This is a genomic window from Mesorhizobium sp. B2-3-10, from assembly GCF_006442275.1.
In the GTDB taxonomy this organism is placed as follows: Bacteria; Pseudomonadota; Alphaproteobacteria; order Rhizobiales; family Rhizobiaceae; genus Mesorhizobium; species Mesorhizobium australicum.
Genome location: NZ_VFVT01000013.1, coordinates 97,657 through 112,021 on the forward strand (window position 1 = coordinate 97,657; position 14,365 = coordinate 112,021).

13 protein-coding genes are annotated in these 14,365 nt (G+C 60.9%); all 13 read left to right on the top strand.

The window, feature by feature from the left end; genetic code table 11:
* Nucleotides 1–40: 40 nt before the first annotated feature.
* Nucleotides 41–1,453 (top strand): circularly permuted type 2 ATP-grasp protein, encoded by a 1,413-nt coding sequence (locus tag FJ943_RS28450; protein ID WP_181166272.1) that lies wholly within the window; start codon nt 41–43, stop codon nt 1,451–1,453.
* Between the two features lie 161 nt (nt 1,454–1,614).
* Entirely contained in the window at nt 1,615–2,556 is a 942-nt protein-coding gene (locus FJ943_RS28455) for an alpha-E domain-containing protein (protein WP_140616333.1), read from the top strand.
* Between the two features lie 64 nt (nt 2,557–2,620).
* The gene (locus FJ943_RS28460) at nt 2,621–3,412 is read left to right on the top strand and encodes a transglutaminase family protein (protein WP_015317728.1); all 792 of its coding nucleotides are present in this window, start codon (nt 2,621–2,623) and stop codon (nt 3,410–3,412) included.
* Nucleotides 3,413–3,443: 31 nt separating this feature from the next.
* Nucleotides 3,444–4,175 carry a peptidase gene (locus FJ943_RS28465; RefSeq protein WP_023773863.1) on the top strand — a complete coding sequence of 244 codons (732 nt, stop codon included), beginning with the start codon at nt 3,444–3,446 and terminating at the stop codon, nt 4,173–4,175.
* 111 nt (nt 4,176–4,286) lie between these two features.
* Nucleotides 4,287–5,699: a pyridoxal-dependent decarboxylase gene (locus FJ943_RS28470; RefSeq protein WP_140616335.1), complete on the top strand. Its 1,413-nt coding sequence runs from the start codon at nt 4,287–4,289 to the stop codon at nt 5,697–5,699.
* A 127-nt stretch (nt 5,700–5,826) separates the two neighbouring features.
* The gene (locus FJ943_RS28475) at nt 5,827–6,594 is read left to right on the top strand and encodes a DeoR/GlpR family DNA-binding transcription regulator (protein WP_015317731.1); all 768 of its coding nucleotides are present in this window, start codon (nt 5,827–5,829) and stop codon (nt 6,592–6,594) included.
* A gap of 126 nt (nt 6,595–6,720) precedes the next feature.
* Complete coding sequence (glpD, locus tag FJ943_RS28480) at nt 6,721–8,247, top strand: glycerol-3-phosphate dehydrogenase (RefSeq protein WP_140726879.1); 1,527 nt, start codon at nt 6,721–6,723, stop codon at nt 8,245–8,247.
* Nucleotides 8,248–8,288: 41 nt separating this feature from the next.
* Nucleotides 8,289–9,368: an ABC transporter ATP-binding protein gene (locus FJ943_RS28485; protein ID WP_140726882.1), complete on the top strand. Its 1,080-nt coding sequence runs from the start codon at nt 8,289–8,291 to the stop codon at nt 9,366–9,368.
* Between the two features lie 10 nt (nt 9,369–9,378).
* Nucleotides 9,379–10,446, top strand: a complete 1,068-nt coding sequence (locus tag FJ943_RS28490; RefSeq protein ID WP_140726885.1) for an ABC transporter ATP-binding protein — start codon at nt 9,379–9,381, stop codon at nt 10,444–10,446.
* Entirely contained in the window at nt 10,447–11,313 is an 867-nt protein-coding gene (locus FJ943_RS28495; protein ID WP_015317735.1) for a sugar ABC transporter permease, read from the top strand.
* A gap of 1 nt (nt 11,314) precedes the next feature.
* A complete protein-coding gene (locus FJ943_RS28500) occupies nt 11,315–12,232 on the top strand; it encodes a carbohydrate ABC transporter permease (protein ID WP_140726888.1) in 918 nt (305 codons plus the stop codon).
* A gap of 22 nt (nt 12,233–12,254) precedes the next feature.
* A complete protein-coding gene (locus FJ943_RS28505; RefSeq protein ID WP_181174667.1) occupies nt 12,255–12,521 on the top strand; it encodes a DUF2160 domain-containing protein in 267 nt (88 codons plus the stop codon).
* A 79-nt stretch (nt 12,522–12,600) separates the two neighbouring features.
* On the top strand, nt 12,601–14,325 hold the full coding sequence (locus FJ943_RS28510) for an ABC transporter substrate-binding protein (RefSeq protein WP_140726894.1): 1,725 nt from the start codon (nt 12,601–12,603) through the stop codon (nt 14,323–14,325).
* Nucleotides 14,326–14,365: the final 40 nt, after the last annotated feature.

Consider the following 14,365-nt stretch of genomic DNA (forward strand, 5'->3'; position numbering starts at 1 on the left):
CCACGACGCCAGTGAAATGGCTTCACAGGGGAGTATGCGATTGGCAGCGTTCGATGAAATGCTTCCGGAAGTCTCCGGATTGAGAAGACCGTATTCGGCTTACGATCGCTGGCTGAAGGAGCAGGATCCAGCCAGGCTTACCGAGAAGATGCAGGACGCCGAACGCGTCTTTCGCAAGACGGGCATTACCTTCGCCGTCTATGGCGAACAGGAAGCCTCCGAGCGGCTGATCCCGTTCGACATCGTCCCTCGCATCATTTCAGGCAATGAGTGGCGGCGCCTGACGCAAGGCATCGAGCAGCGCGTACAGGCGCTGAACGCCTTCCTCGACGACATCTACCATCGCCAGGAAATCCTGCGCGCCGGCCGCGTCCCAAGAGATCTGATCGCCAGGAACGAAGCCTTCCTGCCGGAGATGATCGGCGTGCGGCCGCCGGCCGGCGTCTATACCCACATTATCGGCGTCGACATCGTTCGCATCAGCGAGGACGAGTTCTACGTTCTGGAAGACAATGCGCGCACGCCGTCCGGTGTCTCCTACATGCTGGAGAACCGCGAAACGATGATGCAGCTGTTCCCCGAGCTGTTCCAGAAGATCAAGGTGCGGCCAGTGGAGAACTACCCGCAGCTGCTGCGCCAGTCGCTGGCGGCCGTGCGGCCGCAGAACACCAAGGGTGCCCCGACCATCGCGGTGCTGACGCCGGGCAGTTTCAATTCCGCCTATTTCGAACACGCTTTCCTTGCCGACCAGATGGGTGTGCAGCTTGTGGAGGGCCAGGATCTGCGCGTCGTCGACGGCCATGTCGCGATGCGCACCACCGAAGGCTACAAGCAGATCGACGTGCTTTACCGCCGCGTCGATGATTCCTTCCTCGATCCGCTGACCTTCAGGCCGGATTCAGCGCTTGGCATACCCGGCATCATGGATGTCTATCGCGCCGGCAATATCACCATCGCCAATGCGCCCGGCACGGGTATCGCCGACGACAAGGCGATCTATTCCTATATGCCCGAGATCGTCGAATTCTACACCGGCCGCAAGGCGATCCTCGGCAACATCCCGACCTGGCGCTGTTCGGAACCGGACAGCCTGAAATATGTGCTCGAGCACATCCACGAACTGGTGATCAAGGAAGTGCATGGTTCCGGCGGCTACGGCATGCTGGTCGGCCCGGCGGCGACCAAGAAGGAATGTCAGGATTTCGCCAAGAAGCTGCAGGCCAAACCGTCTAATTACATCGCCCAGCCGACGCTCGCGCTCTCGACCTGTCCGATCCTGACTGAAAAGGGGCTGGCGCCGCGCCACGTCGATCTCAGGCCCTACGTCCTGGTCTCGGATCGCATCCAGATCGTGCCCGGCGGGCTGACGCGGGTGGCGCTGAAGGAAGGCTCACTGGTGGTGAACTCCTCCCAGGGCGGCGGGACGAAAGATACCTGGGTGCTGGATGATTGAGCTGAGCCGGTAGGGATTAGCGATTAGTGAGTAGTGAGTAGTGAGTAGTGAGTAATGAGTAGTGAGCTACAGAGGGAAAGCGCATGCCATATCTCATATGGATTCAACTATTTAGTACTGACTACTCACTAATCCCTACTCACTAGCCCAAGGGCCTTCCCATGCTTCTCGGCCGCACCGCCAACGGGCTCTACTGGATGAACCGCTATATCGAGCGGGCGGAAAACATGGCGCGGCTGGTCGACGCCGGGCTGCGCATGGCGCTCACCCGCACCCAGAGCGCGTCGGAGGAGTGGAATTCGGTGCTGCTCAGCGCTGGCTCCGACATCACCTTCAAGCAGAAATACCCGGACTATACCGCGGCCAATGTCTCCGATTTTCTCTTGCGCGACACGTCGAACCCATCGAGCACGATGTCGTCGATCGAGACCGCCCGCAACAATGCGCGCATGGTGCGCACCGCGCTGACGCGCGAGACGTGGGAGAGCATCAACGAAGCCTGGATGGCGCTGAAACGGATGCTGGCGAGGCCGATAGACGAGCGCGACCTGCCCAACGTGCTCGACGCGATCAAGCGCGAGACAGCGCTGATCCGCGGCTCGTTTTACGGCACCATGCTGCGCAACGAGATCTTCGATTTCTCGCAGCTCGGCACCTATGTCGAGCGCGCCGACAACACCGCGCGTATCCTCGACGTGAAATACTACGTGCTGTTGCCGTCGATCTCCTGGGTCGGCTCGACGCTCGACAACTATCAGTGGGAATCGATCCTGCGCTCGGTGTCGGCGCATCGCTCGTATCGCTGGGTTTATGATGCCGATTATAAGCCGACCAACATCGCCGACTACCTGATTCTCAACGTCCGCATGCCGCGATCGCTGACCTTCTGCTATCGCTTCCTGGCAGAGCATCTAAAGTTCCTGGGCGACGACTATGGCGAGCGCCATGCCTGCCATGCGACGGCGCAAAACACGCAGGCAATGCTGCAAGCAGGATCGATCAAGGACATATTCGACGCCGGGCTGCACGAGTTCCTGGCCGGGTTCATTCGCGACAACACCAGACTCGGCGACGAGATCGCGCAGGACTACAGGTTTTATTGAGCATGATGCCGGGAAGTGGATATCGGTTTTCGCTAGAGATCATGCACGCGAACGGAAGATGGCCATGCGGCTGAAAATCACGCACCGGACCGAATACCGCTACGACGCACCGGTGCAGTATTTGCTCCAGAGGCTGCGGCTGCTTCCCGTGAGCGGGCCGACTCAGACCGTGCTGTCCTGGGCGCTGAAGGTCGAGGGTGCGCGCGAGGAAGTGCGATTTACCGATCATTACGGCAACGACAACAGGCTGTTGAGCGTCGAGGGTGACCACGACTTCATCACAGTCGAAGCGTTGGGCGAGGTGGTGACGCGCGATACATCGGGTGTTTGTGGGCCTCATCAAGGCTTCGCGCCACTCTGGTTGTTCGCGCAGGAGACCGCTTTGACCACCATAGGCGGCGGCATCCGTGATCTTACCGAGGCGGTCGGCAAGGGCACCGACCTTGACAGGCTGCACCGGCTGATGGCCGCCATTGGCGAGCGCGTCGCCTACACGCCGGGAACAACCAATGCGACGACCTCGGCCGAGGAAGCTTTGGTACTGAAAACCGGAGTCTGCCAGGACCATAGCCACATCTTTGCCGCCGCCGCGCGCGCCATGGGATTTCCGGCCCGCTATGTCAGCGGCTATCTGATGATGGATGCGGTGGAGCAGGCTGCAAGCCACGCCTGGGCCGAAGCGCATGTCGCGGGGCTCGGCTGGGTTGCCTTCGACCCCGCCAACGGTATTTCTCCCGACGAACGCTATGTGAAGGTGGCCACCGGCCGCGACTACCGTGACGCTTCGCCGGTGTCGGGAATTCGACTGGGACAGGCGGAAGAACTGCTTGCGGTCACCGTCACGGTAGAGCAGTAATCCCCCAGGGATTGCCGCCTTAAGAGATTCCATGACCTATTGCGTCGGCCTCAAGATCGATCGCGGGCTCGTGTTCATGTCGGACACGCGTACCAACGCCGGTATGGATTCGATCTCGACCTTCAAGAAGATGCATGTCTGGGAACAGCCGGGCGAGCGCGTCATCGTGCTGATGTCGGCCGGCAACCTGGCGACGACACAGGCCGTGGTCAGCCTGCTCGACGAGCGCACCAAGGCGGTGACCGACCGCCATGAGAAGCTGCTCGAGACGCCATCCATGTACCAGACGGTGCGGCTGCTCGGCGACACGGTGAAGGAAGTGATCGCGCAATCGTCGCCCGCGGGCGAGAAGGCCGATTCCTATTTCAATGCCTCCTTCATCCTCGGCGGGCAGATCAAGGGCAGCCCGCCACGCCTGTTCATGATCTACCCCGAAGGCAATTTCATTGAGTCGACCGAGGACACGCCGTTCTTCCAGATCGGAGAAACCAAGTACGGCAAGCCGATCATCATTCGCGCCTACGAAAAGACGATGAGCCTGGCCGAGACGGTGAAACTGCTTCTGGTGTCGTTCGATTCGACGCTGAAGTCGAACCTGTCGGTCGGCCTGCCGCTCGACCTGCTTTTCCTGGAGCAGGACGCCTTTCAGGTCGGCCTTAAGAAGCGGATCGGCCAGGACGACCAGTATTATCGCACGATCTCCGATGGATGGTCGAATGCGCTGAAGACGGCCTTCGCCAGCCTGCCGGATTTTCCTGGCTAGTTCGCATCTCGCGCCCGTCGGCGGCTTCAAATATTTCACATGGTGACTAATATCCGATCTTGAGGAGCCGGCGGCTATCACCGGCAGCGAATGACCTGTCGGGAGGACAAGATGAACAATGATGATTTCCGGCAATGGTCGCAACGCGCTGCCGATTGGGGCGCCGACTATCGCAATAATTTGCGTGAGCGGCCGGTGCGGCCGCTGATCGAGCCGGGCGACATTTTCAGGAGCATCGAGGCGTCGCCGCCCGAAGACGCGGAGTCGATGGACAGGATTTTCGCCGATTTCCAAGAGAAGATCGTGCCGGGGATGACGCATTGGCAGCACCCGCGCTTCTTCGCCTATTTCCCGGCCAACGCGGCGCCGGTCTCGGTGGTGGCTGAATATCTGGTGTCGGCGATGGCCGCGCAATGCATGCTCTGGCAGACCTCGCCGGCGGCGACCGAGCTTGAAATGCGGACCGTCGACTGGATGCGCCAGGCGCTCGGCCTGCCGGAAGGATTCTCCGGCGTTATCCAGGATTCGGCCTCGTCGGCGACACTCAACGCGGTGTTGACGATGCGCGAGCGGGCGCTGGACTGGCAAGGCAACAAAAAAGGATTGGCCGGGCAGGGCCGATTGCGCATCTATTCCTCCGATCAGGTGCACACTTCGATCGATCGGGCGATCTGGGTGTCAGGCATAGGCGAGGACAATCTCGTGCGCATTCCTGTCGCCGGCCGTTTTCGCGCCATGGACGCAGCCGCACTCGACGCGGCAATCGTCGCCGACCGCGCGGCCGGCATGTTGCCCGCCGGCATCATCGCCAGCGTCGGCGGCACCAGCACCGGGGGCACGGACGATATTGCAGCAATTGCGGCGGTCGCCGGTCGGCATGGGCTCTACCTGCATGTCGATGCCGCCTGGGCCGGGTCGGCGATGATCTGCCCGGAGTACCGGCATTTCTGGGCCGGCGCCGAGCTGGCGGATTCCATCGTCTTCAACCCCCACAAATGGCTGGGCGCGCAATTCGACTGCTCGATGCAGTTCATTCGCCAGCCCGAGGACCTCGTTCGCACGCTGGCCATCAAGCCCGAATTCCTTAAGACACATGGCCGCGACGGCATCATCAACTATTCCGAATGGTCGGTGCCGCTTGGTCGGCGCTTCCGGGCGCTGAAGCTTTGGTTTCTGCTGCGCGCGCATGGACTGGAAAACCTGCGAACCATGATCCGCAACCATGTCGCCTGGAGCGAGGGCCTTGCCGCTCGGCTGGCAAGGGAGGTGGATTTCGAGATCGTCACCGAGCCGATGCTGTCGCTGTTTTCGTTCCGGCACAAGGCTGCCTCGGGCGCCGATGCCGACGAGCACAATCTGCGGCTCGTCAATGCGATCAACGACGATGGCCGCATCTACCTGACGCAAACGAAGGTCGATGGAAAGGTGGCGATCCGCTTCCAGGTCGGCCAGTTCGACGCGACGGCGGGAGACGTCGATGCCGCTTTCACCGCCATTACTGAAATTGCGCGTGCCACGGCCTGAAAAGGCTGGATGAAGGTGGCACCGAGGTTCACCCGTACAATCATCAGATTTCGTTAGCCGGCTTGCACCTTTTCATCGGTTTCGTTTTCTATTATAAGCAAAAAAAACGAAAACGGGAGCTTGCCTTATGTATCTGTCGCCGCGCCATGCCGAGATCATCCAGATGGCCAAGGACAACGGCCGCGTGCTGGTCGATGACCTGGCCACGCATTTCAACGTGACGCCGCAGACCATACGCAAGGACCTCAACGATTTGTGCGACCAGCGGCTGCTTTCGCGAGTCCATGGCGGCGCCTTGTTCCCGTCCGGTATCGAGAACATGGAGTATGAAGCCAGGCGCAAGATCGCGGCCGACGAGAAGGAAGCGATAGGCCGCGCGGCGGCCAGATTGATTCCCGACAACGCCTCGCTGTTCATCAACATCGGCACCACGACGGAGGCGGTCAGCAAGGCACTGCTCGATCATGACGGCCTGATGGTCATCACCAATAACATCAATGTTGCCAATAGGATGCGCATCTATCCCTCGATCGAGGTGGTGATTGCGGGCGGCGTGGTGCGCGGCTCCGACGGGGGTGTTGTCGGCGAAGCGGCGGTCGATTTCATCAGGCAGTTCAAGGTCGACTACGCTGTCATCGGCGCCTCGGCTATCGATCATGATGGCGCGCTGCTCGATTTCGATTTCCGCGAGGTGAAGGTGGCGCAAGCGATCATCGCCAACGCCAGGCACGTCATCCTGGTTTCCGATCAGACCAAGTTCGAACGCACGGCGCCTGTGCGCATCGGCCATCTGTCGCAGGTCAACACCTTCATCACCGATCGCTGCGACATCCCGTCCGTGCGCAAGATCTGCCAGGAGGCCGAGGTTCAGCTCATCGAGACGTCGCTTGGCTGACGCAATTCACGGTCTTCTCACAGGCGTGTGATATTTCGTTTGACATTCGTTATGAGTTCGAAATAATTCCGCCACGGTTTCGCAAAAGAGCAAAAATGGTGCAATGCGAAATCGTGGAGGAGCTAGGTGGACACATCTTCAGTCCGGGACATTTTCGTTATAGGTGGCGGTATCAACGGCTGCGGCATCGCCCGCGATGCCGTGGGACGCGGGTTCTCGGTCTTTCTCGCCGAAATGAACGATCTCGCCAGCGGAACCTCGTCCGGTTCGACCAAGCTGATCCATGGCGGGCTGCGCTATCTCGAATTCTATGAATTCCGCCTGGTGCGCGAGGCGCTGATGGAGCGCGAGGTTCTGTGGAAGAACGCTCCGCACATCATCTGGCCGATGCGCTTCGTGCTGCCCTATGCCAAGGGCCTGCGCCCGGCCTGGCTGATCCGGCTCGGCCTTTTCCTTTACGACCACATCGGCGGGCGCAAGTTGCTGCCGGCGACCAGAACGCTCGACATGGCAAGCGACCCGGCGGGCAAGCCTTTGAAGCCACTGTTCAAAAAGGCTTTCGAATATTCGGATGGCTGGGTCAACGATGCGCGGCTGGTAGCGCTGAATGCTCGTGACGCCGCTGACCGAGGCGCAACGATCCGGACTCGCACCAAAGTGGTTGGAGCGCGCCGCGAGGGCGGAATCTGGGCGATAAAGATCGAGGACCTGCGGACCGGCGAGACCGAAGAGGTCAAGGCACGGCTGCTGGTCAATGCGGCGGGTCCTTGGGTCGACCACGTGCTGTCCGGCGTCGTCGGCCTCAACGACGTGCACAATGTCCGCCTCGTGCAGGGCAGCCACATCGTCATCGCCAAGAAGTTCGACGACCCGCGCGCCTATTTCTTCCAGAACAGGGACGGCCGCATCATCTTCGCCATCCCCTACGAGGACGAGTTCACGCTGATCGGCACCACCGACCAGGATTATCCCGGCGACCCACATGATGTGAGGATCAGCAACACCGAGATCGACTATCTCTGTGCCGCGGCGAGCGAGTATTTCGCGGTTCCCGTCAAGCGTTCCGACATCGTCTGGACCTATTCGGCCGTGCGTCCGCTCTACGATGACGGCGCCTCCAAGGCGCAGGAAGCGACACGTGACTATGTGCTGAAGGCGGATGGCGGCGACGGCGCCGCACCGCTGGTCAACGCGTTTGGCGGCAAGATCACCACCTATCGCCGGCTGTCGGAATCGATGCTGGAGAAGATCGAAGGTTTTCTCGGCAAGCGCGGCAAGCCGTGGACATCAGATGCGCCGCTGCCGGGCGGCGATTTTCCGGCCACGGGTTTCGATGCGCAGGTGGCGAAGCTGAAAAGCGCCTATCCTTTCCTCGACCAGCGCTTGGCGCGCCGGCTGACGAGGCTCTATGGAACGCGTGTACAGGTGCTGCTCGGCTTGGCCAAGTCGATTGCCGATCTCGGCCGCAATTTCGGTGGCGATCTCCACGAAGCCGAGGTGCGCTATCTCGTTGAAAACGAATGGGCTGTCACGGCGGAAGACGTGCTGTGGCGGCGAACCAAGCGCGGCCTGCATCTTAACCGCGAGCAGGTCGCGGCACTCGATGAATTCATGCGCGGCATAAGCCGGCAGCACGTCGCGGCCGCCGAATGAAGAGGTTTTGAGCTGATGCGGAAAGCCTGGGAGGAGGCGTCATGCTGGAACTGAGGAACGTCACCAAGACGGTCGGTGCGGTCGAGCACATCCGCGACGTGTCGCTGACGCTTCAGCACGGCTCGCTCAACGTTTTGCTCGGGCCCACACTTTCAGGCAAGACCAGCCTGATGCGGCTGATGGCCGGCCTCGATGTGCCGACCTCCGGCTCGGTCTGGTTCGACGGCCGGAATGTCACTGGCACGCCTGTGCAGAAGCGCAAGATCGCCATGGTCTACCAGCAGTTCATCAATTATCCGGCGATGACCGTCTATGACAACATTGCCTCACCCCTCAAGGTGGCCGGCGTCGAGCAGGGCAAGATCGACAGCCAGGTGCGCGAAGCGGCGGCACTCCTCAAACTGACCCCCTATCTCGACCGCACGCCGCTCAGTCTGTCGGGCGGGCAGCAGCAGCGCACCGCGCTGGCGCGCGCCATCGTCAAGAATGCCAGCCTTGTGCTGCTCGACGAACCCCTTGCAAATCTCGACTACAAATTGCGCGAGGAATTGCGAGCCGAACTGCCGAGGATATTCGCGGCCGCCGGTACCATCTTCGTCTATGCCACCACCGAGCCACATGAGGCCCTGCTGCTCGGCGGCAATACGGCAACGCTGTCGGAAGGCCGCATCACCCAGTTTGGGCCGACCATCGACGTGTTCCGCAAACCGGTCGACCTGGTGACGGCGAGGACCTTCGCCGATCCGCCGCTCAACACCATCGTGCTGGCCAAGAAGGGGGCGGATTTTCTGCTGGAGGGCGGCGTCAAGCTGCCGGTGCCTGCTGATCTCGTCGACATCGCCGATGCGAACTATACGGTCGGCTTCCAGCCGCACCATCTTTCGCTCGACCGGCCCAATGCCTCCGCGGTGCCGGTGCGGGCGAAAGTCACCATCACGGAAATCACCGGGTCCGAAAGCTTCATCCATCTCGACTTTGCCGATGTGCGCTGGGTGATGTTGACCCATGGCATCAGGGATTTCGAGACAGACGCGGTGGTCGAAGTGTTCATCGATCCACGTCACATCATGGTCTTCGACGAGCACGGCCGGGCCGTGACCGCGCCGAAGCTGGCGGCTTGAGGAGGACGATATGGCGCGCATCGACGTCAACCATGTCAGGCATTCCTATCTACCGAACCCGCGCAAGGATGCCGATTTCGCGCTGCGCGAAGTGCATCACACTTTCGAGGATGGTGGTGCCTACGCGCTGCTCGGGCCGTCCGGCTGCGGCAAGACCACGCTGCTCAACATCATATCGGGGCTGCTGCATCCCTCGCATGGCCAGTTGCTGTTCAACGGCAGGGACGTGACCACCCTGTCGACGCAGGAGCGCAATATCGCGCAGGTGTTCCAGTTCCCGGTCATCTACGACACCATGACTGTCTATGACAATCTGGCCTTCCCGCTGCGCAATCGCGGCGTGCCGGAGGCAGACGTCGACCGCAAGGTGCGCGAGACGCTGGAGATGATCGACCTGGCGTCCTGGGCCAAGAAGAAGGCCAGGGGCCTGACCGCCGACCAGAAGCAGAAGATCTCGCTCGGCCGCGGCCTGGTGCGCTCGGACGTCAACGCCATCCTGTTCGACGAGCCGCTGACCGTCATCGACCCGCATATGAAGTGGGTGCTGCGCTCGCAATTGAAACAGCTTCATCGCCGCTTCGGCTACACGATGGTGTATGTCACCCACGACCAGACCGAGGCGCTGACCTTCGCTGACCAGGTCGTCGTCATGTATGATGGCGGCATCGTGCAGATCGGCACGCCGGCCGAACTGTTCGAGCGGCCGCGCCATACCTTTGTCGGTTATTTCATCGGTTCGCCGGGCATGAACGTCATGCCTGTGGCGATCGACGGCAAGACGGCGACGCTCGGCTCGCAGCGTATCGAACTGCCGGGCGCGCCCAAAGCCGCCGGCGGCGCCGTCGAACTCGGCATTCGCCCCGAATATGTGCGGCTCGGCCGGGACGGCATGGCCGTCTCGATCACCAAGGTCGAGGATGTCGGCCGCCACAAGGTGGTTCGCGCCAAGCTGGAAGGCAGGGACATCGCTGCCGTCATCGGTGAGGACGAGACCGTGCCAGCCGAACCGAAGGTGCGGTTCGATCCGGCCGGCATCAACATCTATGCCGATTCCTGGCGTGTCGAGATGGGGGCATAGATGGACAAGACCTGGAACAACAAGGCCTGGTTCCTCGTGCTGCCGGTGCTGGTGCTGGTGGCCTTCACCGCCGTCATACCGCTGATGACGGTGGTCAACTATTCGGTGCAGGACACGTTCGGCAACAATGTCTTCACCTGGGCCGGCACCGAATGGTTCGAGGAACTGCTTTCATCCAGCCGCTTCTGGGAAGCGATGGTTCGCAACCTGATCTTTTCCTTTATCATCCTGGCGATCGAGGTGCCGCTCGGCATCTTCATCGCGCTCAACATGCCGAAGAAGGGCTGGGGCGTGCCGGTCTGCCTGGTGCTGATGTCGCTGCCACTGCTGATCCCGTGGAATGTCGTCGGCACCATCTGGCAGGTGTTCGGACGCAACGACATCGGGCTGTTGGGCTATTACCTCAACGCGCTCGGCATCGACTACAATTATGTGCAGGATCCGTTCGATGCCTGGGTGACGATCATCGTCATGGATGTCTGGCACTGGACCAGCCTTGTCGTGCTGCTCTGCTATGCCGGACTGGTCTCGATCCCCGATGCCTTCTACCAGGCGGCAAAGATCGACGGGGCCTCGCGATGGGCGGTATTCCGCTACATCCAGCTGCCTAAGATGCAGCGCGTGCTTTTGATCGCCGTGCTGCTGCGCTTCATGGACAGTTTCATGATCTACACCGAACCGTTCGTCGTCACCGGCGGCGGGCCGGGCAACTCGACGACCTTCCTGTCGATCGACCTCGTCAAGACGGCGCTCGGCCAGTTCGACCTTGGCCCGGCGGCCGCCATGTCGCTGGTCTACTTCCTCATCATCCTGTTGTTGTCATGGGTGTTCTACACCGTGATGACCAATTACGACGCGGAGCGCTGAAATGGCTGGCGCCAATGAACGAACCGAGCGCAATGCGATGAACGGGACCGCCTCGGAAAGTCTCGCCGGTACGCTGTCGCAGAGCGATCTCGACAGGCGCATGCGCCGGCGCGGCGAGGAATCGCGCTGGTGGTGGATCGTGCCGACGCTCTACATCATCGTACTTTTGCTGCCGATCTACTGGCTCATCAATATGAGCTTCAAGACCAATGCCGAGATCGTCAACTCGATGACGCTCTACCCACACACGCCGACCATCGCCAACTACGTTACCATCTTCACCGAGAAGGCCTGGTACTCCGGCTACATCAACTCGATCACCTATGTGGTCATGAACATGGTGATTTCCGTATCGGTGGCGCTGCCGGCGGCCTATGCCTTCTCGCGCTACCGCTTCCTTGGCGACAAACATCTGTTCTTCTGGCTGCTGACCAACCGCATGGCGCCGCCGGCGGTGTTCGCACTGCCGTTCTTCCAACTCTACTCGGCCTTCGGGCTGATCGACACTCATATCGCGGTGGCGCTGGCGCATTGCCTGTTCAACGTTCCGCTGGCCGTGTGGATTCTCGAGGGCTTCATGTCGGGCGTGCCGAAGGAAATCGACGAGACCGCCTATATCGACGGCTATTCCTTCCCGCGCTTCTTCGTAAAAATCTTCATGCCGCTGATCGCGAGCGGGATCGGTGTCGCCTGCTTCTTCTGCTTCATGTTCTCGTGGGTCGAATTGCTGATCGCACGCACGCTGACCACCACCGACGCCAAGCCGATCGCCGCCACCATGACGCGTACGGTATCGGCCTCGGGCATGGATTGGGGCCTGCTTGCCGCCGCCGGCGTGCTGACGCTGATCCCCGGCGCGCTGGTCATCTGGTTCGTGCGAAATTATATCGCCAAGGGCTTTGCCCTGGGGAGGGTGTAACGTGAACCTCGACTTCTCCTGGATGGCATGGACCTGGCCGACGGCCGCGTTCTTCACCGTCATCGCGCTGCTTTTGCTTGGCATGGGCGCCTGGGAATACGCCTCGCCGGGCGGCAATCCGCGCGTCGGCGTCCTGCGCTTCGAGACGACGCGCGGCGATCGTCTTTTCCTGTCGCTGCTCGGCAGCGCCTTTATCCATCTCGCTTGGCTGGGTCTTGTCGGACCCAACCTGTGGTGGGCTCTCGCTCTCTCCGTGGTCTACGCCATCGGCGTGTTCCGCTACGTATAGAGGGGGAAACTGTTGGAGCGGTCGCGTGCCGGTGACCGCTCCAGATCGTACTTGAAACATTTTAACTGTGGAGGAACACATGCGACGGCAATTTTTGACATCGACGACGGCCCTTGTACTATTGCTCGGGGCCGGTAATGCCTATGCCGGGATGGATGAAGCAAAAGCCTTTCTCGACAAGGAGATAGGCCCGCTCTCGACCCTTTCCCGCGCCGACCAGGAAAAGCAGATGCAGTGGTTCATCGACGCGGCCAAGCCCTTTGCCGGCATGGAAATCAAAGTCGTGTCTGAAACCTTGACCACCCACCAGTACGAGTCTCAGGTGCTGGCACCGGCCTTTACCGCCATCACCGGCATCAAGGTCACGCATGACGTCATCCAGGAAGGCGACGTCGTCGAGAAGATCCAGACCCAGATGCAAACCGGCCAGAATATCTATGACGGCTGGGTCAACGATTCCGATCTGATCGGCACCCACTGGCGTTACCAGCAGGTGCGCAACCTGACCGACTGGATGGCGGGCGAAGGCAAGGACGTCACCGATCCGATGCTCGACGTCGACGACTTCATCGGCACGAAGTTCACCACCGCGCCGGACAAGAAGCTCTACCAACTGCCCGACCAGCAGTTCGCGAACCTCTACTGGTTCCGTTACGACTGGTTCAACGATGAGAAGAACAAGGCGGACTTCAAGGCCAAGTACGGCTACGATCTCGGCGTGCCGGTCAACTGGTCGGCCTATGAGGACATCGCCGAATTCTTTACTGGCCGCGACGTCAACGGCAAGAAGGTCTATGGCCACATGGACTATGGCAAGAAGGATCCGTCGCTCGGCTGGCGGTTCACGGACGCCTGGCTGTCGATGGCCGGCAATGGCGACAAGGGCCTGCCGAACGGCGTGCCGGTCGACGAATGGGGTATCAAGGTCGATGCGAATTCACGGCCTGTCGGCTCGTGCACCGCGCGCGGCGGCGACACCAATGGACCAGCATCGGTTTATGCCATCCAGAAGTATCTTGATTGGCTGAAAGCCTATGCGCCGCCGGAAGCCCAGGGCATGACCTTCTCCGAATCCGGCCCCGTGCCGTCGCAAGGCAATGTCGCTCAGCAGATCTTCTGGTACACCGCCTTCACCGCCGACATGGTGAAGCCCGGCCTGCCGGTCATGAACGAAGACGGCACGCCGAAGTGGCGCATGGCGCCGTCTCCGCACGGCTCCTACTGGAAGGACGGCATGAAGCTCGGCTATCAGGACGTCGGTTCCTGGACGCTGATGAAGTCGACGCCGACCGACCGCGCCAAGGCCGCCTGGCTTTATGCCCAGTTCGTCACCTCGAAGACCGTCGATGTGAAGAAGAGCCAGGTTGGCCTGACCTTCATTCGCGACTCCACCATCCATGACAAGAGCTTCACCGAACGTGCGCCGAAGCTCGGCGGTCTGATCGAGTTCTATCGCTCGCCGGCCCGTGTGCAGTGGACGCCGACCGGTACCAACGTGCCGGACTATCCGAAGCTGGCGCAGCTCTGGTGGCAGAATATCGGTGACGCATCGTCTGGTGCCAAGACACCGCAGGAAGCCATGGATTCGCTCTGCGCCGATCAGGAAAAAGTCATGGCACGTATCGAGAAATCCGGTGTCCAGGGCGACATCGGACCGAAGATGGCCGAAGAGCATGACCTTGCCTACTGGAACGCCGACGCGGTCAAGGCAGGCAATCTCGCGCCTCAGCTGAAGCTCGAGAAGGAGAAGGACAAGCCGATCACCATCAACTACGACGAACTGGTGAAGAGCTGGCAGAAGTAAATTCCGGTGCTGGCGTTCGCGCCGGCGTCATAATGATCGG

Coding starts and splice junctions, on each gene's coding strand:
- FJ943_RS28500 (WP_140726888.1), top strand. CDS start 11,315: ATGGCTGGCGCCAATGAACGAACCGAGCGCAATGCGATGAACGGGACC.
- FJ943_RS28485 (WP_140726882.1), top strand. CDS start 8,289: ATGCTGGAACTGAGGAACGTCACCAAGACGGTCGGTGCGGTCGAGCAC.
- FJ943_RS28470 (WP_140616335.1), top strand. CDS start 4,287: ATGAACAATGATGATTTCCGGCAATGGTCGCAACGCGCTGCCGATTGG.
- FJ943_RS28510 (WP_140726894.1), top strand. CDS start 12,601: ATGCGACGGCAATTTTTGACATCGACGACGGCCCTTGTACTATTGCTC.
- FJ943_RS28455 (WP_140616333.1), top strand. CDS start 1,615: ATGCTTCTCGGCCGCACCGCCAACGGGCTCTACTGGATGAACCGCTAT.
- FJ943_RS28495 (WP_015317735.1), top strand. CDS start 10,447: ATGGACAAGACCTGGAACAACAAGGCCTGGTTCCTCGTGCTGCCGGTG.
- FJ943_RS28505 (WP_181174667.1), top strand. CDS start 12,255: ATGGCATGGACCTGGCCGACGGCCGCGTTCTTCACCGTCATCGCGCTG.
- FJ943_RS28460 (WP_015317728.1), top strand. CDS start 2,621: ATGCGGCTGAAAATCACGCACCGGACCGAATACCGCTACGACGCACCG.
- FJ943_RS28490 (WP_140726885.1), top strand. CDS start 9,379: ATGGCGCGCATCGACGTCAACCATGTCAGGCATTCCTATCTACCGAAC.
- FJ943_RS28475 (WP_015317731.1), top strand. CDS start 5,827: ATGTATCTGTCGCCGCGCCATGCCGAGATCATCCAGATGGCCAAGGAC.
- FJ943_RS28465 (WP_023773863.1), top strand. CDS start 3,444: ATGACCTATTGCGTCGGCCTCAAGATCGATCGCGGGCTCGTGTTCATG.